This is a genomic window from Jiella flava (genome assembly GCF_017349315.1).
GTDB lineage: Bacteria > Pseudomonadota > Alphaproteobacteria > Rhizobiales > Rhizobiaceae > Jiella > Jiella flava.
Genome location: NZ_JAFMPP010000008.1, coordinates 24,275 through 45,593, shown reverse-complemented (window position 1 = coordinate 45,593; position 21,319 = coordinate 24,275). Strand labels below are relative to the sequence as shown.

Below are 21,319 nucleotides of genomic sequence, written 5' to 3'. Positions count from 1 at the left end.
CGATCGAATGGGGATCGCCATGTTGCGTCACATCATCCTCTCCCTCGCCCTTGCCACAAGCTCGCAGATCGCCGTCGCCAACGCGGTGACAAGCGACCAACGCGCCCTTTCAGCGCTGGAGCGCGGTGCAGCCTATTTTCGCGATCGGCTCGGGGTCGACGGCAGCTACGTCTGGAAATATTCGGCCGACGGAAAGGTCCATCGCGGCGAAGGCGGCCGGGTACCCCGCAGCATCGGCTGGATCCAACCGCCCGGCACACCGGCGATCGGCGCAGCCTATCTGCGCATCTTTGACGTCACCGGCGACACGCAATGGCTGAATGCCGCCCATGACGTCGCCAAGGCGCTGCTGCGCACCCAGCTTCTGTCCGGCGGTTGGTACTATTCGGCCGAGATGGACGATCGCAAGGCGGAAGAGTGGTGCTACCGGGCCTTCGTCGCAGAGAATCACGAATGCCACCGCAAGGGTGGCAATCGCCAGCGCAACGTCTCGGTCCTTGACGACAACACCAGCCAGAGCGCGCTGATCTTCCTGATTTGGTTCGACAAGGCGAGCGGCGACAGCGATCCGGCGGTGCGCGCCGCCATCAATTACGGCCTGAGGCATCTGGCCGGCGCGCAATATCGCAACGGCGCCTTCCAAGTCTTCTACAAAGGTACCAATCCCGGCGCGAAAAAGGAGTTCGCCACCCAGGCGACGATCCCCGCCGAATGGCCGCACGATTGGCAGAAGCCAAGCGATCCGCCCTATTTCGTCACCAATGACGACATCCTGCGCGACACCGGCCGGATGTATCTCAGCGCCTACCGGCTCTATGGCGACAAGGCCGATCTCGCAATTGCCAAAGCAATCGGCACCTTCCTGGTCTCGGCGCAGTTGCCGGCACCCCAGCCCGGATGGGCCCAGACCTACGACGCCAGGCTCCAGCCGGTCTGGGGCCGCAGCTTCGAGCCCCCGGCGGTGACGTCCCGCGAGACCGCGGGCTGCATCCAATATCTCGTCGAGCTTTATGGCGAGACCGGTGACAAGGCCTATCTCGATGCCGCCGGCCGTGCCGGCGCCTGGCTCAAGCGCGTGCGGCTGCCGAGCGGTCTTTGGTCCCGCTTCTACGAACTCTCCACCAACCGGCCGCTCTATATCGACCGGGACGACAAGATGACCTTCGACGACACCCACCTGTCCAACCACTATTCGCTGAAGAGCACCTTCAACATTCCCCATGTTCTCGGCGAACTGTCCGCTGCTCAAGCGGGCAAGGATGTCGGACCGGTGGCGCTGTGGCCGAACCCAGCCGATCGCCTCGACGACGGCGACCTGAAAAGCTACGTCGCCGATCTGTTGGCGCGGCAAAATCCGGACGGCCACTGGCAGAGCGGCGGCTGGATCGACAGCGCGCATTTCGTCACGGCCGTCTTTGCCCTGGCGCGCTATGTCGACGCCCACAAGCCGCATGGCCGCCACGAGGCCCGGCGCCGGCAAAACTGAGGCCGCTGACCGCCGATAGATCGTTACACGCCACAATGAAAAGGCCGGCTTCGCAAAGGCGAGCCGGCCTTTTCATTGGCCGCAAGCGTCGGTCCGATAGCGAAAGACCCGCCCGCTGCCGATCAATCCTTGAGCCATCCGGCCCGGCCACAAAAGCCGGTGAATGACAGCATAAGGCCGGCATCATCGTGCCGGCCCTTCTTTGCTGCTGCCGACATTCGAGCGCCCTGCGTCTGGTCGGACGCAGAAAGAATGCTCTCAACCGTTGAAATAGCGAGCGAAACGGCGGCGATATTGGCGCGAGGTGCGCAAGACGCCGTTCTCAGCGCTGTTCGGATCGACGCCGTTCAACACCAACCCGCAGCAGCCGACATGATGGCGCCGGATCGTCTCACGGGCTTCGGCGAGTTCGTGGTCGAAGCTTTGGCCCCAGGCCGCCACCAGCACGCTAGTATCGACGAGCTTGGCGAGGGAAATCACCTCCTCGACGACGAGGAGCGGCGGGCCGTCGATGACCACGAAGTCATAGGTCGCCCGGCACGCCTGGATGTGCCGCGCCACGGCGTCGCGATCGAGGATTCCCGTCCCTGCAGCATTGTTCGGCAGGTAGATCTGGAGGTTCGCAATCCCCTCGACGGCGCCGACCGAGATCGGTCCGTCGCTTTCGACAGGATGAACAAGCCCATCCAGTTCCTGTCGCGTCGGGCTCGCCGTCGCGGCGCTCAGATCGAAATCGATCAAGGCGGTTCGCAGACCTCGTGTCGCGGCGGCGACCGCAAGCCCGAAGGCCACCGTCGTCTTGCCCTCGCCCGGCAGCGGCGAACTGACCAAGAGCGTTTGGGTGGGGCTGTCGTTCCAGTCCCGTCGAACGCTGTCGAGAATCAGCCGAAACCCTTCGGCAAAGGCCGAGCGAGGCCGATCACGCAGGTCGGCGAGCACCCGTTGGCGCGAAAAGAGCCTGCGCTGGAGACGCGGCAGCACACCGACCAGCGGCAGGCCGGCAAGCCGGGCGGCGTGCTCGCCGTCCCAGACCCGCCGGTCAACGCCATCCATGGTCAGCGCGAGGATGACCGCCAGGACCAGTGAGCCGACGAAGCCACCGGCGATCACAACCTTGATCGTCGGCGTGGCCGTGGTCGGCACCGCCGCCAGCGAGACGACGCGGGCATTGGCTTGCACCACGTCCGAATAGGGATCCACCTTGCCGAGCTTGTCGGAAACGACGTCGTAGAGCTTCTGCTCGGTTAACAGATCGCGTTGCAGCTCGCGCAGTCGGATATCGGCCCGGCCGCGCGCGGCGAGCCTCCCGTTGAGGTTGGCAAGCTCCGTTCCGAGCCGCTTCACCCGCCCCTCGGCGACGTCGACATCGTTGGCCATGGTCGAGACGATGCGACGAGTCTCGTCAGAGATCTGCGCACGGATGGTTCTGATCTTGGCGTCGCTCTCAAGCATCAGCGGATGGGCGGAGCCGTAATTGCGGGTCAGCTCCGCGCGCTCCTTCAGCGCCGTGGCAAGATCGGCGCGCAGCGTATCGAGGAAAGGCGAGGTCAGCGTCGTCTCGCCCTTCGGCAACGTGCTGTCCGGCCCGCGTGTGGCACCGTCTTGCCGATTGGTATATTCTGCCAGCTTCGAGCGGGCCTGGCTAAGATCGGCCCTGGCGACTCCGAGCTGTTCGTTGACCTGCTGGATCGCGGCCCGCAACAGGTCGTCGCGGGGATCGGCCGAAACCGCCTCCTCGCTGCCGAAATCGGCGATCTGCTTTTCGAGGCTGGCGATCCGCGCGGCAAGTTCGGTCGCCTGTTTGCGCAAAAATTTGGCCCCGTCGCGGGCTTCGCCCTGCTTCTGCTCCCGCGACCAATCGACATAGAGCCGGGCGATGCTGTTGGCGATCAGCGCCGCGGTATCGGCGTCTTCATTGCTGATGGAGATGTTCATCGCCAAGCTTTCGCCGTTGCGCGACACCGCCATCATCGACAACAACACCGAGATCGCGCGATCGCGCTGCACCGAGCGGTCCGGCAACGCGCCCGGTTGCACCTCGTCGTCGCCGATGAGAGCGGTCACGGCGCCGGCGAGCCAAGTCCGGACCGCGGTCAGGACCGCCGGCTCCAGATCGGCAGCCGACGCCGTTGCCGGGGTCTCCAGATAGGTGTTGAAGCGCGCATCCTGCACGAGATTGAGCGCATCGACCACCCGCCCGGTGAACAGCCGCGACCGGATCAGATCCGCCTGGGTATCCATCTGTGCGCGGCTCGCCGGGACAAGGCTTTGCTGGTCGAGCCGGTCTTCCAGAAGGTTCGGATCATCGGGCCTGAGAACGATCGTCGAGGTGGCGGTGTAGGTCTTCGGCACCACAATGGCCGCCGCCGCCGAGGCGAGCGTGCCGATCAGCACGAAGAGCATGATCAATGCCCGCCGGCGCTTCATCAAGCGGCCGATATCGGCAAGGCCGAAGCCCCCTTCAGGATCCGCGGGCGCGTCGAGAATCGGAGCCACCGGAGCGGTCACGCGGTTCGAATATCGGGCGTCGTCCAGGAAACTGATCGTCATGAAAATCCCTTCGCCACGAAATTTGCGAACCGAACGGTGCAGCGGGCCGCCGGTCCGGGCTTGCGTCGACTCAATTCTATGAAATTGCGGTCTTGGGTGTAACGCCGCCGAGATACGCAAATCGGACAGGATCCGCGCAGCCAAACTTATCCAAACGGAGAGGTATTTATCGCATCTGGCCCTGATTACGCTGCGGATACGGTGAGTATTTCACCAACGATTTTCTGTCGTTGACCGAGTTTGGCTGCGCGATGAACATGCCTTACAGCCCAAATCCATCTCCCGCATTTACATATCCGCGCTCCAATCCGCACAGGCTCGGCGCGCGCCGGTCCGACATCGCCCTGCCGTTGGCGGCGCTCGCCGTCGCCCTTGCGCCGATCAACATCCTGCGTCTCGACCAAGTCTATTTTACCGCCAGCGATGCCGCCTCGCTGCTGGCCTTCTGGGCGACGGTGCAAAGCCGTTCCATTCGCCTCGACACACTGGGGCCGGGCGCGATGTTGTGGAACATCGGCCTCGCCCTCCTCGGTGGCATGCTGTTTCTCTCCAGTCTGCTTTTTGGCGACGTCACCCGTGGCGTCATTTTGTGGGCGCAATATCTCTTCGCCTATCTGGTGGTGGCGCTGGTCGTCCTGTCGCGGCCGCCGGGGGACGTGCCGGTGCTGGTCAAGGTCTATCTCGCCTCGATCGCCATCATGTGCCTCCACGGCATCTATGTCATCGACATCCTGCACGAGACCAACACGATCTACGTCAGCGGCAATGGCCGTCTGCAGGGCTTCATGGAGCGGGAAAACGAGTGCTCCGCGGTCATCGCCATGACGGTGCCGATCCTGCTCTGGGCCACCCTTTCCGGTCACATCCGCCGCCGCTGGGCGGTTCTGCTGCTCCTGCTTTACAGCTACGCGATCGTTCTCACCGGCTCCAACACCGGGCTGTTCTCGCTGATCCTCGCCATCGTGCTGTTCACGGTCTTTCTCGGCTCCTGGCGCCATACCGCGACGCTGATCGTCGGTGGCGCGGCGACGGCGGCAATCGTTCTGACCTGGGGCAGCGCGTTCTTGCCCGAGGTGTTCCAGCACCGGGTGCTCGGTGCGCTGGAGAGCGGCGACATCGATCAGGCAGGCACCTTCACCGGCAGACTGGCGCTGATCCGCGAAGCGCTGGGGATGACCGACCAGACCATGCTGTTCGGCTATGGCGCGGATCAGTTTCGGGTGATCAGCGTCAACCATGCCCCCGTGCACGACACCTATCTGCTGCTTTGGACCGAGGCGGGCTTTCCGGGAATGCTCGGCCTTTTGCTGATGCTGTCCGGCGGTGCGATCGCCGCGCTCGGCGCCTGGCCGATCGAGCGGGAGCGGACCGCCGCGGTCGCCGGGTTGACGTCGGTTCTGCTCTTTAGCTTGGCGCTGAACGCCATGCCCCATGTCTATGGCCGCTTTTTCGCCGTGCCGCTGATCCTTGGCCTGGCTCCGGCACTTGCTGCGCAGCGGCAGTCCACCTCCACATCAGGGCGGCGATCGCATCGCTTCCGAGGCGCTGCTTCGCTCACCGGGCCCTGACCAAGAACCTCGACCGCCGCCCCGGGCCGCAGTCAGAAACGCTTCGTTCCTCGTCCAAGGCCAGGCCGAGCCGAGCCGAAAAGAAATCGCAATCGTCGCCCAAATCCGTCGTTTCACACGGTCCCTGGCAGCGCTCAACACCCGCCGATCGCGCCAAGCACCGGTGCGATCGCCAAACCACCGCCCCAAGACAGAGACTGGAACTCACATGCGCCTCGTGATGATTGGTTCGGGCTATGTCGGACTCGTGTCCGGCGCCTGCTTTGCGGATTTCGGCCACGACGTCGTCTGCGTCGATGTCGATGACGGCAAGATCGCGGCGCTGAATGCCGGCAAAGTGCCGATCTTCGAACCCGGACTTGACGCCATCGTCCAGTCCAACGCCGCCGCCGGACGTCTGCGCTTCACCACCGATCTGGCCGGCGTCGTGCGTGAGGCCGATGTCGTCTTCATCGCCGTCGGCACCCCGTCGCGGCGCGGCGATGGCCATGCCGACCTATCCTATGTCTACGATGCGGCCCGGCAGATCGCCCGCGCCGCCGAGGGATTCACCGTCATCGTCACCAAGTCGACCGTGCCGGTCGGCACCGGCGACGACGTCGAAATGATCATCCGTGAGGAAAATCCGAGCGCCGATATCGCCGTCGTCTCCAATCCCGAATTCTTGCGGGAGGGCGCCGCGATCACCGACTTCAAGCGGCCCGATCGCATCGTCATCGGCACCGAAGATCCGCGCGCCGTTGGGGTCATGCAGGAAGTCTATCGGCCCCTTTATCTCAATGAATCGCCACTGTTGTTCTGTGAACGGCGGACCTCCGAGTTGATCAAATATGCCGGCAACGCCTTTCTCGCGATGAAGATCACCTTCATCAACGAGATCGCGGATCTGTGCGAAAAGGTCGGCGCGGACGTGCAAAAGGTCGCCAAGGGGATCGGCCTCGACAAGCGCATCGGCGACAAGTTCCTGCATGCCGGCCCCGGCTATGGCGGTTCATGCTTTCCCAAAGATACGATCGCGCTGGTCAAGACCGCACAAGACGCCGAAAGTCCGATGCGGCTGGTCGAAACCACAGTGGCGATCAACGACAACCGCAAACGGGCGATGGCGCGCCGGATCATCGCCGCCTGCGACGGCGAGGTTCGCGGCAAGACGATCGCCATCCTCGGCCTGACCTTCAAGCCGAACACCGACGACATGCGGGAATCCCCCGCACTTTCGATCATCCAGGGCCTTCAAGACCGCGGCGCCCTCATCCGCGCTTTCGATCCGGAAGGAATCGATGCCGCCCGCAGCATGCTCGACGCGGTCGAATTCGGCACGGACGCCTATGAGATCGCCCGTGACGCCGACGCCCTGGTGCTGGTGACCGAATGGGACGAATTTCGTGCGCTTGATCTGAAGCGCATCAAACGGCTGATGCGCACGCCGCTGCTAGCCGATCTGCGCAACGTCTACCGATCGGCAGACGTCGAACGCCAGGGCTTTCGCTATGTCGGCGTCGGTCGTCCCGAGGCGGCGAGCGTGCGATGACCCGTTACTTCATCACGGGAACAGCGGGGTTCATCGGCTTTCATCTGGCGAACCGGCTGCTCGCCGAGGGCCACGAGGTCACCGGTTATGACGGACTGACCGCCTATTACGACACCCGGCTGAAGGAAGCCCGCCACGCTGCACTCGCGCGCTTTGCAGGCTTCACCGCGGTCACCGCGATGCTGGAGGATTTCGCATCGCTAAAGGCGGCTTTTGCCGCTGCGGCGCCCGATGTCGTCATCCATCTCGCCGCCCAGGCCGGCGTGCGCTACAGCCTCGAGCATCCGCGCTCTTACGTCAATTCCAATCTCGTCGGCTCCTTCAACCTCCTCGAACTCGCCAAGCGTGCCGACATCCGCCATCTGATGCTGGCCTCGACCTCATCGGTCTACGGAGCCAACGAGGCGATCCCGTTTCGCGAATGCGATAAGGCCGACGAGCCGCTGACGATCTATGCCGCCTCGAAGCGGGCGATGGAGCTGATGGCCCATTCGATGGCGCATCTGACCGACACGCCGACCACCTGCTTCCGCTTCTTCACCGTCTACGGCCCCTGGGGACGCCCGGACATGGCGTTGTTCAAATTTGTCCGTGCGATCCTGTCCGGCGAGGAAATCGAGATCTACGGCGAAGGCCGGATGAGCCGCGACTTCACCTATGTCGACGATCTCGTCGAGGCGATCCTGCGCCTCGCCCCGCTGCCACCGGTGCCGGGAGCTCGGATCGAGCGCGACGGTGTGGTCGACACCTTATCCCCTCAAGGGCCGTTTCGCGTCGTCAATATCGGCGGTGGACAGCCGGTCGGCTTGCTCGATTTCGTCACCACGATCGAGCGGGTGATCGGTCGGGCGGCCCGGCGCAAGCTCTTGCCGATGCAGGACGGCGATGTGCCGCGCACCTTCGCCGCTCCGGATCTCCTGGAGGCGCTCACCGGCTACCGGCCGCACACCGGTCTCGAAGTGGGCGTTACAGCCTTCGTCGATTGGTATCGCCAGGCATGCGCTGCGAAACTGATCTGAGCGCCAAACGCAGAGCCGCGCTCCCGCCGCCCGTCCTCTGACACCCCCAAAGGCCACAGCACCGGCGCAACAGCCTGCTCAGTGTGTTCACGATGCCCTCCACGGACGCCGGATCATTCCTGCGGCCGCAACAGGTGTGGCGGACAGATGAATGTCAGACGCCAAATCGGAACGTCTCATACCCTTTTTTTTGCAGAAATACCGACGAGACAAGAATACATTTGGCTTCGAGATAATTCTGGCCCCTGATCGAGAATGAATCCGGCCGAAAATGCGAAATGATCTTCAAGAAAAGTTGACCTTGCCACGCCGCCGACACGCCCGGACAGACATCGCTAGCCAAAAGTGGCATGCGACGGCATGGGCCTGCCGCGTCGAACGGGAATGCACTCTACCACTTCCGGTCAATTTCAAATGACGTTTGACCAACCAATGACGAGCGATTTCAATCTGAAATAGATGAATGACCGGCCACAAAATCGCGCAACCGAGATTCGTGCGGTCTGTCAAAGCGCTATATTTTTCGCTCGCCGAGCTCGGGGATGACAAATGACAGAGGCGGGAACAATCTCGGTTTGAATCGCTCGATCGCACCGCGGGCAAACTAATTTACCTGCAAAAGTTGCATTGTTAACGCTAAAATTCCGTTTCGGTCGCACGGCGCAATATACCAAATTGACAACCACTTTTTTGGCCTTACGATACGTAATGCCAATCGGTAATTTTTACCGTTTGGGCGAATTCAAACCGGATGTCTAACAATTCCGGTGAACATTCGAGAACGTGAATCGATGCACACTGCGTTTTTCATGTTGTCAGGGGCAAAGGCATTAGAATACCCATAAAATACCTCACAGCGGCGGTTAAGCGATATAAATCCGAGTGACGTTAGGAGAGTATAAATGCTTTCGCTCGAAACCCGCGACCGCGAAGCCAAGATCGATCCGGATGAGGAAAGGGCCTACTCAATACCGTCAAGTGTTCGGCCCATCCGGCTGAATGTCGTCGACGACCGTCCGCTGATCCGCAGTTGTTTCGGCAACAGCTTGATCGAAGCAGATCCTTGCATCGAAGTCAGTTATTTTGACTCGCTCGAGGCGCTGGTTGCCAGTCATGACGACGGTTCCAACGACCGGCTCGTGCTCTATTGCGATACCGGGACGCGCTCCCAAGTCGAAAAGAACCTGGAATCCATCAAGACGCTAACGGCCCAAAATCCCGATCTCGTGCTGATCCTGCTCTCCGAGATCGAAGAGCTGGAAGACATGACCCAGGCGTTCAAATGCGGCGTGCGCGGCTATATTCCGACCAGTGCAAGCCTCGACATCGCCATCCAGGCGATCCGCCTGGTCGATCGCGGCGGAATTTACGTTCCGCACAGTATCCTCAGCCATATCGGCCAGTCCGGAAAGCGCGCCACGCAGAATAGCCAGGCGGCTCCGGCCGATCCCTTCACCAATCGCCAGTTGTCGGTGATCAACGCTCTGCGCAAGGGCAAACCCAACAAGATCATCGCCTATGAGTTGAACATGTGCGAGAGCACGGTGAAGGTTCACATCCGCAACATCATGAAGCGGCTGAACGCCAAGAACCGCACCGAGGTCGCCTATCTCTTGAACGAGATGGAAGCCGAGGGACGGCTCAATACCGACAAGAATGCTCCCAACTCGGATTTGCATTAAGGCATTGCCCCGAAAGGCGGGGCCCGAAAGGCGGGATCGCTTTCGGCAAAGCCGATGCATCGACGCAATCCGAGTGCGCGTCCGATCGGACGCGCTGTGCGCGAAGAGCATGATCGGATCCGGAACGTTGCATGACGCTTCGGATCCCATCATGCAACAAAACAAGAACTGGGAGCGCAATCGCAATTCCGGTCCATCGCATTTTGCTCGCAGTTGCAGTCGTTCCGCACGCTGAAAAAAGCCCGTCACGGTCCGCCGAGACGGGCTTTTTCGCGCGGCTGGCAACCGCCGGCCGGGTGCGCGCCCGGTCCGCCGGGATCCGCGGCCCTTGGCGCATTCGATGCGTCTCTGCTTCAGCGATGTCGGTTCAAACCGATCAGCAATCGCTCCCGTGGTTCCGGCGTCGCGGAAGACCCCGGCCTCGCCTGCGGCCCGTATTCGCGCCGGTCGCGATCACCATCGGCCGCGCACCTCGCAGCCGGCATGGGCTGCGCGGTGAAGATTGCGCTTTGGAGCGCCCTTGCGTCCTTTCGGACGCAGACAGGACGCTCTTAACTCTTTGAATTGACGCATCGGCTCTTCGCGCCACCGCGGCTCAGCCGATGGCGGCGGCCGATGGCTGCGGATGAGACGGGCGACGCCGGCGGGACGCCGCGATGAGAACGCTTCGCGCGGTCTGCGCGGCCGCCATGGTTTCTTCGGCGCTCCAGGACGGGTCGACGAGGAAGGCGAGGCTCGTCTCGCCCAGGCGCTTGGCGTTCGGCAGCCGGCGAACCGGGCCGCAATCTCGAAATGCCTTTTCAAGATAGATCTCCGAGCAACTGCCCGAAAAGCATGGCACGCCCTGATCGGCGATGGCGGCGACGATCCGATCGCGCGACCAGCCCTCCGCCAGCCAATCGTGGCGCAGATGGGCGTAGAAGCGATACCATCCGTGGCGATCCTGCGGCAACGGCCATGGCACGGAGACAACGTCGAGATCGCCGATCGCCTCGGCCCACAGGGCGGCATTCCGGCCGCGCTCGCCGTTCCAGCGTTCCAGCCGCTGCAATTGCCTGACGCCGAGCGCCGCCTGCATGGACGTCATCCGCCAATTGGTGCCGATCGTCTCGTGCAACCAACGAAAGCCCGGTTTTGTCACAGGCATCGCCACGGCCGCGCGGGACTTGCCATGATCCTTGAGGCTCCAGGCGACATCGAACAGCTGGTCGTCGTCCATCGTCACGAGACCGCCCTCGCCGCCGGTGGTGATGATCTTGTCCTGGCAGAAGGAGAAGGCCGCGACATCGCCGAAGGATCCGACCGGCCGGCCGTGATAGAGCGCGCCATGGGCCTGGGCGCAGTCCTCGATGACCTTGATGCCGGCGCGTTGCGCCAAATCCATGATCGGCGACATGTCGCACGGCCAGCCGGCGAGATGGACGACGATGACCGCCTTGGTCTGGGGCGTGATCTTCGCCGCGATCGTCTCGGCCGAAAGATTGCCGGACACCGGATCGACATCGGCGAAGACCGGTAGGGCGCCGGCAAAGGCGACACAGCTCGCGGAGGCCACGAAACTGCGCGGTGTGACAATCACCGCGTCGCCCGCTCCGATGCCGAGCGCCCGCAGCGAAAGATCGAGCGCCACGGTGCCGTTGGCGAGCGCGATCGCGTGGCGCCGGCCAAGATGCTCGGCATAGGCCGCCTCGAACCGCGCCACGTGATCGCCGGTCCAGGCGTTCACCGCCCCCGAGCGCAACACCGCCACAACGTCTTCGATCTGCTCGTCGTCATAGATCGGCCAACGCGCCATTGCCTGTGTCCATTCTGTCCGTTGCCATCACGAAACATGCCGCACGAGTACGAAGGCCTCGGCTGCCGCACGATGGACGGTGGCGCCGCGCAAGGTGGCGAGCGCCGTCAACGCCTCGAGCGACCGCTCATGCGGAAAAGCGATCGTCTGCGAGGCGAAGCAGGCCATCGCCTCCAGCTTCGCGGGCAGAAAATCCCCAATGTCGACAAACACCTGCGGCACGAAGCTCGGCGTCACATAGGGCGCATTCCAATTGGTTTCCGACAGCGTCTCATAGGCGAGGATCGTCGTTGGATACTGCGCCTGATGCGGCCGCGCGGCGACCAGCGACGACAGGAAGACCATTTGATGATCGAGATGCATGTCGCCGATGAAGGGCACGAAGAGAATCTCCGGCCGGAGCGCCCGCAGCAGTTCGTGGATGGCTCCGTTGACCTGCGAATGCGGGGTCTCGGCCAGTTGCGCCGCTGGCTGACCGAGCCAATGGGTTCCGGCAATGCCGAGACGGCGATGCGCGGCCTCCGCCTCGCCTTTGACGAGGGCCGTGCGCGCCACGTCGTAAGCCGGTGGGCGGCCTTCGGTCACCACCGCGACATCGACCCGGCAGCCGCCGGACGCCAGTCGCGCGATGGTGCCGCCGCAGCCAAGCACCTCGTCGTCAGGGTGCGGGGCGATAACCAGAACGGAGCGTGCCACTGTGAAACGATCGATCATCCGTTCGCCCTCGGCCGAGCGGTCGCCTGCCGCCCCGCGGCGAGCCCCGCGATCGCGCGCCGCACCATCTCCGGCTTGACCCGTTCGCCGCGAATGATCGTCGCGACGGTCAGAGCCAGGATCTTCAGATCGATCGCGAGACTGCGATGGCGCACATACCAAAGATCGAGGGCGAGTTTCTCGTCCTCCGTCAGCTTGGTGTTGCCGTGGATCTGCGCCCAGCCTGTCATGCCCGGCCGAACCGCGCAGCGCTGCCGGCCGAGTTCGCCCCAGTGGTCGATCGTTTCGGCGAACAGCGGGCGTGGGCCGACGAGCGCCATGTCGCCGCGCAGGATCATCAGGAGCTGCGGCAGTTCATCAAGGCGCAGACGGCGCAAGAGCCGCGTCGCGGCCGTCTGGCGCTGAGCGTCGGGAAACAACTGGCCATGGCCGTCGCAGGCGTTTGTCATGGTTCGGAACTTCACGAGAGTGAAAGAACGCCGGTGAAGGCCGGCGCGTTGCTGGCGAAACAACACAGGACGCCCGACACTGGCCCAGACGATGGCGGCAACGACCGGCCAGACCGGTAAGGAAAGAACGAAGCCGATCGCCGCCAAGCCCCGCCCGATCATCGCGCCACGGTCGCTTCGCCGTTCGGCAGGGCCTGCCCTATCGCCTGGCCGTGAACCGCCAGAGCGTGTGCCGAGATCAGAACCGCTCACGGACGGCCCCCGCCGGCGCTCGCCAGCGACACGGTGCGACCGACGATAGTGCCGTTCACCGTGACCACGATGGTGTCGCCTGGAGCAAGCAGGCTGTCGAGATTGGCATCCAGCGTCTCGAAAGCACCACTTTCGCGCCGCCGGATCTTGTAGACGAAGGCGATCGTCGCAGCCGCGTCTGTCTGTTCCAGCGCAAGGTCGCCAAGCAGCGCGATCTGCTTCTGGGTGGAATTGCGGGCCGCGAGCAGCCGGGCGATTTCGGTCTGGTGGGTCTGCAGATCCCCCAGGGCGTTGCGGCGCCAAGTGTCGCTGAGATCGGAGAACTGGCGCTGCAGATCGGCAAGCTCGCGCCGCGTGACCGACATCTGATTATAGATCTCCAGGAGATGCGATTCCTGCTGGGTGACGTCGCGCTCCAGGCCGCCGATATCGCTCAACGTCTTGATGCCGCGCTTGTAGAGGCCCCCCATCCGATCGAGATCGGCATGCGCCGAAGCGATCGTGTCCTTCTGCTTGGCGACGAGTTCGTCGAGATTGCCGAGCGCGCCCTTCACCTCCTTGATCGCGGCCGCAAGCTGGGTGCTGCGGCTGCGATAGGAATTGATGTCGGTGCCGAGGATGCGCTGCTCGGTGGACAACAGCGCTTTGGCAAGCGTCGGATCGACGAGGCCGCGAACATCGCTGCCAAGATCGGACAGCGCGATCGTCTCCGTGCCCGCGAGCCGGGCTCGCAACCGCGCCGCGGCCAAGGCCTCGCGCGTGATCTGCACTGAGAAACTGTCGAGATCGCCTCTGAGCTTGGCTTCGGCCACGATGCGGTCTTCGGTCGAGGCCGGGCTGGTGGATTGACCGCCCGCCAACGCAACCGCCTGTTCGACGGTCAGCAGTGGCTGGAAGGGATAGGATCCGGGGGTTCGCACCGCCCCGAGCACGTAGACCGGCCGGAAGCTGGTGATCGCCAGCGAGAATTTCGGATCGATGAAGAGTTGGCGGTCGACAAAGGCCTTGCGGATCGCGTCCTTGGCCTTCGCAAGGCTCATGCCGGTCACCGGCACCGCGCCGATCAGCGGCACATTCATCGTTCCGTCACTGGTAACGGTGATTTCGCTCGCCGGAAGCGTGTCGTCGAGAAAGTCGAAGCTGACGACGTCTCCGGCCGACAATTGATAGGGGCGTTCGGCCGGCGCGGCGGCGGCGGCGGCGAGCGGTCGGCCGCCCCACACAACGATCAACAGGCCGATCGCCGAGATGGTCAGCACGCGGCCGAGCCGCAGGGTTTGAATGGCCGTCGCGACGGCCCGTGCCAGCCCAATCATGTTCGGGCCGCTCTTCTCATTGCCTTCGATGGTCATCGCTCGCGCCACTCAGATCTCGTGTCGCGCCGAGCTTCGGCTGCGGCCGGAGCCAGTGCCAGTCAGCCATCCGAGGTAGCTCTACCTCCGACGGCGCCCCGGCGCCCGCCATTTAGCCAACTCGCCAGTCCGTCCAGCTCCTGGCTGAACTATCGGCGGGTCGTCGCCGCGCCGATTTCGTCGCGCCCTGACGACGATCGGACCAAGATAAGCGGGATCTGGCTGCTCCGTGACCATGAGGCTTCTTCACACCATCACGGGATTGAACATTGGCGGCGCCGAAATCATGCTCACGCGTTTTTTGCGCCACCTCGAAACCGCATCCTATGCGTCGTCGGTCCTGTCGTTGTTGCCCTTCGGCGCCCTGCGCTCGCAGATCGCCAAGACTTGCGCCGATGTCTATTCGATCGAAATGTCGCGCAAGCCCTGGCCGAGCGACCTCTATCAGCTCGGCCGGGTGATGGGGCGGATCAAGCCCGACGTCATCCACGGATGGATGTATCATGGCAATCTGGCCGCCACCCTTGGCTCGCTGGTCTGCCGGGCCTTGGCTCCGGTAATCTGGAGCGTACACCATTCGATCGCCGATATTACCGATGAAACGCCGGCCAATCGGCGGCTGATCCAGCTCTCCGGGCGGATCTCGTCCGGCACCTCCGCCATCGTCTACTGCTCGCGGGTTGCCGCCGAGCAGCACGAGGCGATTGGCTTCGATCCGCGTCGCACGCTGGTGATCCCCAACGGCATCGACTGCAACGAGTTTCAGATCGATGCCAGCGCGTCGGCGCGGCTGCGCACCGAGCTGGCGATTCCGACCGGCCGCACGATCGTCGGTCACGTCTCGCGCTTCCATCCGATGAAGGATCAGGCCAATCTGGTGCGCGCCCTCGCCCGGCTGATCGGCGAAGGCTACGACATTCAGGGGGTCTTCGTCGGCGAAGGCCATATTGACGGCACGGTCCGCACGCTGGCCCGCGAACTCGGCATCGATCAGCGGATCACGACGATCGGCCCGCGCGCCGACGTTTCCGATTACCTCGCGGGATTCGATCTCTTCGCGCTGTCGTCGGCCTGGGGCGAATCCTTTTCTCTCGCCACCGCCGAGGCGATGTCCTGCGGCGTCCCGGCCGTGGTGACCGGGCTTGGCGATTGCGGCCAGTTGGTCGGCAAGACCGGCCTGGTGGTACCGCCCCGCGATACCGAGGCTCTGGCACGCGGCATCGCCTCCCTCGTGGATCTCAGCCAAGACGAACGCCATTCCCTTGGTCTTTCGGCCCGGCGGCGGGTCGAACAGCATTTCTCAATTGACAACTATGTGGCGCGCCATCTCGAGCTCTATCAGCGGGTCGTCGAGGCCCAAAGCTCCACGGCGCGCCTGGCATGAAAGGGCAGACCGTGGATCAGGCCGGCCATCATCAGGCGACGTCGGCGTCGCCGGCGCGCATCCCATCGGCGGGCGGGCAGCGGATCGTGGTGATCGCCAGCCTGACCAAATCGCTGGTCAACTTCCGCTTGGAACTGTTGCGGGCAATGGTCGCCGAAGGCCACAAGGTCGTCGCTCTCGCCCCGGATGACGACCGCTCCGCGATTGCCAGTCTGGCCGAGATCGGCGTCGGCTTTCAGCAGATCCCGATGGCGCGCACCGGCACCAATCCCTGGATCGATCTCAAGACGCTGGCGACAATCTGGCGGGCGCTGCGGGAGCAAAAGCCCGATGTCCTTCTAGCCTATACGATGAAGCCGATCATCTATGGCGGCCTTGCCGCGCGGTGGGCTGGCGTGCCACGCCGCTTCGCGCTGTTCACCGGCTTTGGCTATGTCTTCGGCGAAGCCCGGCCAACCCGGCGAATGGCGGCTCTGCGCAGGCTCAGCATCCGGCTCTATCGCGCCGCCCTGGTCGGGATGCCGACCGTCTTCGCCTATAACGACGCCGATGCGGAGGATATTCACCGCCACGGCATGATCAGCCCGAAGACCCGAATGGTCATGGTCGCCGGATCCGGCGTCGATCTCGACCGCTTCCGGCAGAGCATCCCTCCGTCGGGCCCGCCACGGTTCCTGCTCGTCGCCCGGCTCCTGCGGGAAAAGGGCATCGAGGAGTTCGCCCTCGCCGCCCAGCGGCTCAAGGCCACCTTTCCCAAGGCGAGATTCCAAATTCTCGGCCCCTTCGACCCCAGCCCCTCCGGCGTGCCCGCCAACGACGTCGACCGTTGGATCAGGAGCGGCGCCATCGACTATCTCGGCGAAGTCGCGGACGTCCGCCCATTGCTCACCGCATGCAGCGTCTTCGTCCTCCCCTCCTATTATCGCGAAGGCATTCCCCGGGCGGCGCTCGAAGCCCTTGCCGTCGGCCGCGCGATCGTCACCACCACGGCGCCCGGATGCCGGGAGACGGTGATCCAGGGGATCAACGGCTTTCAGGTCGAGCCACGGTCGGTCGATGCGCTCGAAAGCGCCATGCACCGGCTTTTGGAGACCCCGAAGCTCATCGACGAGATGGGCGCCCGTTCGCGGCGGATCGCGGAGACCCGGTTCGATGTCCACCGGGTCAATCGCGCCTTAATGGCGGAAATGGGCCTGCTGCGACCGGGCGCGCCAGCCGACCAAAGTCCGGCGCCCGCCTCCCGCGGCGACGCGCCGCGGCGGACGCCGATGCCTGCGATCCAGCCGGCAATGTCGGCGCGGCCGGAATAATCCCGGCAATGTGCGATTCCACCAGAGAGGCAGCATGATGGGCCTGACGGCAACACAGTTTTTCGGCATCCCCACCCTCGCTGACGATCCGAAAATCGAGGAAGCCTTCTTCGATCCGTTGAAAATGCCCAACGGCACCTTCAAACGCACACAACCGTCGCGCTTCTTCGAAATCGAACAGCGCTTTCGAAGCGTCTTTCAAGCTCGCGCCGCGACGATCAGCACAGTACTCGACGTCGGTGTTTCGTCGGGCATCACGTCGCTGGAACTTGTCACCTTTCTGGAGGGCCTCGGCTGCCAAGTGACGCTGACGGCAACAGACCTCTTCATCCACGCCTATATCGTCGAGATCGCGCCTGGCCTTCTTGTCCTTGCCGATCGCAACGGACAGCCGCTGCAATATGATGTCGCCGGCCATCCGATCCGGCCCTGGATCCGGCGGCTCGACTATCTGACCCTCGCGGTGCTGCCGCGACTGGCCGCCAGCGCCGTCATTCGGCCCATCGCCCGCCGCAAGATCGCGGCCGGTGCCGGCCGTCCGGTCGAGCTCGCGAGCCAACGCCTGGCCCGCCGCGCCGATATCTTTATGGTCGAGGACGACATCATGGTCCGCCGGGCGGACTTTGCCGGCCAGTTCGATCTGGTGCGCGCGGCGAATATCCTCAATCGCGGCTATTTCGCGCCAGCCGATCTGGCACAAGCGGTCGACAATGTCCGCCGTTATCTGCGCGGGCCGGGAACGCTGTTCCTCGTCACGCGCACGACCCGCGACGGGCGCAACGACGGCACGCTGTTTGAACTTAACGGCGACGGCCGATTCCAAAGTGTCGAGCGCATCGGGAACGGCTCGGAAATCGAAGACATCGTCGTCGCGTCACGACCTTAAACGTCGCGGAAGGGTGAGACGCCCCCCCGCAGTCTTGTGAACGCGCAGCCGCCATGCGCCGGTCAAAGTGTTCCCAAGACCGTTTCGAATTGCCGGCGCACGCTGCTCAGCGAATAGTGGTCGAGGATCCGCTGGCGGGCTGCGAGAGCGCGCTGCCGATAGTCCTCAGGCGCCATCGCGGTCATCGTCTCCATGGCGTTCGCCAGCATCTCGGGATTGCCAGGTCGGACCACCAAGCCGGTGTCGCCGACGATCCGCGCCGCTTCTCCGACATCGGTCGTCACCACCGGCCGGCCGCGCCCCATCGCCTCGGCGATGACGTTTGGAAAGCCTTCGGTCACGGACGACAGGACGAGCACGTCGATCTCCCGATAAAACTCGGTGAGGTCGGTGGTTTCACCGCGCAGGCTGATCCGCTCCGGAGCAAGGCCGCTTGTCGCCATCATCTGCCGGACGATCGTGTTGGTCGGCTCGAGGCCGGCCCCGACCGCGACGAAGCGGACCTCCGGATGGCGCCTGGCGAGCCGTGCCGCTGCCGCGAAAAAGGTCTGATGATCCTTTTGTGGATGGAACCGCGCGGCGATACCGAAGACTTTCGGCCGCTCGTGATCCGGCGTGGCAAACGCCGCCGGTTCGAAACCGTTGGGAATGACCGTCGTCGCACGGCTGCGAAAGCCGTAGCGAAGATGCAGGTCGGCGGCCCGCTGCGAGTTGTAGACCACCCCGTCCGGCGTGCGGGACAGAAGACGCGACATCCACAACATCACCCGTGTGCTCCGCGACATGGCCGCCGGGCTGTCGAGCGATTGCCGGACGTTCCAGAAGATCGGCGTGCCGACACCCGCCAGGCGATGGGCGACGGTGCCAAGCACCATGGCGTGATACATCCAACACAAGATCACGTCCGGCCGCTCTCGGCGGATCAGCGCCGCGATGCGCGGTACGGCCCGCAGCGCCTTGGCCGGCGTTTCCGCCCGCATCGGCGCGAAGCGGACGCCGGCGGCACTGACGTTGCGGTAGCGGTCGGCGACATCCATGATCGGAACGACCAGCGCCGATGGGCTGTCGACGAGCAGCCGCGACAGCATGCCCTCGGCGCCGGCATTGGCGGTGAAGTTGGTGATGATGTGCATCAACATGGATGTCGACAATCCGCCCGATGGAAGGAGCGCCCGGAAAGGGCGATCATCGAAGTTTGCAATGAAGCTTGGGGAGGCCGATGCCGTCGCCATGCCAGGCGGTCACTTCGATCCCCCGTTCATTCCCGCACATGACGGCAAATCCGGCCTCGGTGTGGGCGACGACCTGCCCCGGCAGGGCGATGTGACGGTCGCTATCGCGAAACGGGCGCGCGGCATCGATGACCAGCCGGTCCGTCCCGACATGGGTGAAGGCGCCAGGATAGGGCTCACCGACGGCGCGGATCAGACGAAGAACGGCATCGGCGGACTCGCCCCAGGCGATCAGCCCGTCCTCGGCGACGCGCCGGGCGCAGAAACTCGCCAGCGCTTTGTCCTGCGCAACGCCCAGGCGTTCACCCGCGGCGATCCGCTTCAGCGTCGAGGGCACGAGTTGGCGGATCTGGCTGAGATGCTTGTCGTAAAGCGAACGGGCCGTCTCCTCGGGCGATACGGCGAACACACCTTGGGCCACGATCGGCCCACTGTCGACCCCCTCATCGAGCCAGAAGAGGGTCGAACCGCTCATCGTTTCCCCGCGCAGGATCGTCCACGGAATGACCGCCCGTCCCCGAAAGCGCGGCAACGGCGCCGGGTGAAAGCCGAGGCAACCGGCTCTGGCGACGCCGCGAAACGCCGGCCCGCAAATCTGCGACCAACCGAGTACGAGAACGAGATCAAGATCAGCGGCTCGCAGCGCTGCCATGGTCTGCTCGTCATTGATGTTGCGGGTGAAATGCAGGGGGATCTTACTGTCGCGCGCAGGCGTCGCGAGATCGACATAGTCGGAATGGCGTGCCGAAGCGTGCTGCGGCAAGGTTACGAGCAGGGCGGGACTTAGATCGCTTGCGATAAGCGCCTCAAGTGCCACCGCCGATCCTTCCACCGCCCCAACGAATGCAAATCTCATCGATCCCTCAAAACGCCAAACATCGACCCGAATGACAGCACCGACTGAGGTGGCCCGGTTCATTGCCGATTGTCGGCTGTTTCGCCTGACCCGCCAGTCCGCCATTCGAAGGAGGCGGATCCCGCCGCTACGACAAATGGCCGAGTCTTCGCAATCCGAGGCGCTTGCTAGGGTGCACGGCATCAGGCGCCGCCGGTGCCGTGCCAAAGCGGAGCGACAATTTGCCGGGCGGAGCCAGTCAAACCACCGCCGCCGCCGCCCTCGGCGAGGTGGCGCGCAACGGACACCTCACCCTTTCCGAGCGACGTATTCTCGTTCTTTCGGCCGGCCGACGCGTCGGCCTGATTGAGTGCTTCCGCCGATCCGCCGCGGCGCTCGCGATGCCGTTGATCGTGATCGCCTGCGACATGCGGCCCGAGCGCAGCGCCGCCTGTCAGATCGCCGATGCCTGGCACGCGGTGCCGCGATGTGACGCCCCGGACTATGTCGACACCCTGCTTGCCATCGTCAAAGAGTTCCGCATCGATCTGGTCGTGCCGACGATCGATCCAGAGTTGTTTGCGCTCGCCGCACGGCGGGACGAATTCGCAGCCCTCGGTGCGCGGGTGCATGTGTCCGCGCCCGAAGTGGTCTCGGTCGCCCGCGACAAACACCTGACGGCCGCGGTCCTGGCCGCAGGCGGAATCCCGGTTCCGCTGACACGCCAACTCGGCGACGCCGATCCTCGGTTATGCTTTCCCATGATGATGAAGCCGAGCGGTGGCAGCGCCAGCCGTGGGCTGCAGGTCATCCACAGGGCAGCCGATATTCCCCGCAAAACCGCGGAACCGATGGTGCTGCAGCAGCTGCTCAACGGGCCGGAATTCACCACCAACATCTTCGTCGACCAACAGGGCGTCCTGCGCAGTGCGGTCACCCATCGCCGCTTGAGCGTGCGCGCCGGCGAGGTCGAGAAGGGCCGGACCGATCGCGATCCACGGTTCTGGAACCTCGCCGAGGCGATCGTCGCCGCCCTGCCCGGCGCGCGCGGCGTCTTGTGTTTTCAGACGATCGACGACGAGGACGCCGGCCTTTGCGTCTTCGAGATCAATGCCCGGTTCGGCGGTGGCTATCCCCTCGCCCATGAGGCCGGTGCGCCTTTCACCCAGTGGCTGCTCGAAGAACTCTGCGAGATTCCCTGCACGGCCCATGACGACTGGCGCGGCGCGGTCACCATGCTGCGCTACGACGCCGCCGTCTTTCAAGGTTGAACC

General features: G+C 64.1%; 16 protein-coding genes. 9 read left to right on the top strand and 7 right to left on the bottom strand.

Features of this window, described 5'->3' with window-relative positions:
* Positions 1-19 precede the first annotated feature (19 nt).
* The gene (locus tag J1C48_RS10675; protein ID WP_207257832.1) at positions 20-1,486 is read left to right on the top strand and encodes a pectate lyase; all 1,467 of its coding nucleotides are present in this window, start codon (positions 20-22) and stop codon (positions 1,484-1,486) included.
* A 258-nt stretch (positions 1,487-1,744) separates the two neighbouring features.
* Here J1C48_RS10675 and J1C48_RS10670 read toward each other — a convergent pair whose 3' ends face one another.
* Positions 1,745-4,036, bottom strand: coding sequence for a GumC family protein (locus J1C48_RS10670; protein WP_207257831.1), 2,292 nt, complete (start codon positions 4,034-4,036; stop codon positions 1,745-1,747).
* A gap of 257 nt (positions 4,037-4,293) precedes the next feature.
* Between J1C48_RS10670 and J1C48_RS10665 the strand changes: the two genes are divergently transcribed.
* The 4 genes from J1C48_RS10665 (at position 4,294) to J1C48_RS10650 (ending at position 9,836) form a co-directional block, all read left to right on the top strand.
* Positions 4,294-5,604, top strand: coding sequence for an O-antigen ligase family protein (locus tag J1C48_RS10665; RefSeq protein ID WP_207257830.1), 1,311 nt, complete (start codon positions 4,294-4,296; stop codon positions 5,602-5,604).
* A gap of 208 nt (positions 5,605-5,812) precedes the next feature.
* Positions 5,813-7,135 (top strand): UDP-glucose dehydrogenase family protein, encoded by a 1,323-nt coding sequence (locus J1C48_RS10660; protein WP_207257829.1) that lies wholly within the window; start codon positions 5,813-5,815, stop codon positions 7,133-7,135.
* A complete protein-coding gene (locus tag J1C48_RS10655; RefSeq protein WP_207257828.1) occupies positions 7,132-8,154 on the top strand; it encodes an NAD-dependent epimerase/dehydratase family protein in 1,023 nt (340 codons plus the stop codon). The genes J1C48_RS10660 and J1C48_RS10655 overlap by 4 nt, the downstream gene beginning before the upstream one ends.
* 902 nt (positions 8,155-9,056) lie before the next feature.
* Positions 9,057-9,836, top strand: coding sequence for a LuxR C-terminal-related transcriptional regulator (locus tag J1C48_RS10650; RefSeq protein ID WP_207257827.1), 780 nt, complete (start codon positions 9,057-9,059; stop codon positions 9,834-9,836).
* Positions 9,837-10,431: 595 nt separating this feature from the next.
* On the opposite strand, the gene J1C48_RS10645 is transcribed toward J1C48_RS10650, so the two are convergent.
* The 4 genes from J1C48_RS10645 to J1C48_RS10630 all read right to left on the bottom strand — a co-directional run bounded on the left by J1C48_RS10645 (position 10,432) and on the right by J1C48_RS10630 (position 14,398).
* On the bottom strand, positions 10,432-11,631 hold the full coding sequence (locus J1C48_RS10645) for a DegT/DnrJ/EryC1/StrS family aminotransferase (protein ID WP_207257826.1): 1,200 nt from the start codon (positions 11,629-11,631) through the stop codon (positions 10,432-10,434).
* A 27-nt stretch (positions 11,632-11,658) separates the two neighbouring features.
* A complete protein-coding gene (locus J1C48_RS10640) occupies positions 11,659-12,345 on the bottom strand; it encodes a PIG-L deacetylase family protein (protein WP_207257825.1) in 687 nt (228 codons plus the stop codon).
* Positions 12,342-12,956 carry a sugar transferase gene (locus J1C48_RS10635; RefSeq protein ID WP_207257824.1) on the bottom strand — a complete coding sequence of 205 codons (615 nt, stop codon included), beginning with the start codon at positions 12,954-12,956 and terminating at the stop codon, positions 12,342-12,344. Before J1C48_RS10635 ends, J1C48_RS10640 begins: the two co-directional genes overlap by 4 nt.
* Positions 12,957-13,042: 86 nt before the next feature.
* The gene (locus J1C48_RS10630; protein ID WP_207257823.1) at positions 13,043-14,398 is read right to left on the bottom strand and encodes a polysaccharide biosynthesis/export family protein; all 1,356 of its coding nucleotides are present in this window, start codon (positions 14,396-14,398) and stop codon (positions 13,043-13,045) included.
* A gap of 235 nt (positions 14,399-14,633) precedes the next feature.
* Between J1C48_RS10630 and J1C48_RS10625 the strand changes: the two genes are divergently transcribed.
* The 3 genes from J1C48_RS10625 to J1C48_RS10615 are packed head-to-tail and all read left to right on the top strand — an operon-like array spanning position 14,634 to position 17,978.
* Positions 14,634-15,782 (top strand): glycosyltransferase, encoded by a 1,149-nt coding sequence (locus tag J1C48_RS10625; RefSeq protein ID WP_255679424.1) that lies wholly within the window; start codon positions 14,634-14,636, stop codon positions 15,780-15,782.
* Positions 15,779-17,092 (top strand): glycosyltransferase family 4 protein, encoded by a 1,314-nt coding sequence (locus J1C48_RS10620; protein WP_207257821.1) that lies wholly within the window; start codon positions 15,779-15,781, stop codon positions 17,090-17,092. The genes J1C48_RS10625 and J1C48_RS10620 overlap by 4 nt, the downstream gene beginning before the upstream one ends.
* A 34-nt stretch (positions 17,093-17,126) precedes the next feature.
* Entirely contained in the window at positions 17,127-17,978 is an 852-nt protein-coding gene (locus tag J1C48_RS10615; RefSeq protein ID WP_231081701.1) for an ATP-binding protein, read from the top strand.
* Positions 17,979-18,040: 62 nt separating this feature from the next.
* Here J1C48_RS10615 and J1C48_RS10610 read toward each other — a convergent pair whose 3' ends face one another.
* Together J1C48_RS10610 and J1C48_RS10605 are read right to left on the bottom strand one after the other, a co-directional pair.
* Positions 18,041-19,117, bottom strand: coding sequence for a glycosyltransferase (locus tag J1C48_RS10610; RefSeq protein WP_231081700.1), 1,077 nt, complete (start codon positions 19,115-19,117; stop codon positions 18,041-18,043).
* A gap of 46 nt (positions 19,118-19,163) precedes the next feature.
* The gene (locus J1C48_RS10605) at positions 19,164-20,066 is read right to left on the bottom strand and encodes a formyltransferase family protein (protein WP_207257820.1); all 903 of its coding nucleotides are present in this window, start codon (positions 20,064-20,066) and stop codon (positions 19,164-19,166) included.
* Between the two features lie 200 nt (positions 20,067-20,266).
* Between J1C48_RS10605 and J1C48_RS10600 the strand changes: the two genes are divergently transcribed.
* Entirely contained in the window at positions 20,267-21,316 is a 1,050-nt protein-coding gene (locus J1C48_RS10600; protein WP_343217693.1) for an ATP-grasp domain-containing protein, read from the top strand.
* Positions 21,317-21,319 lie beyond the last annotated feature (3 nt).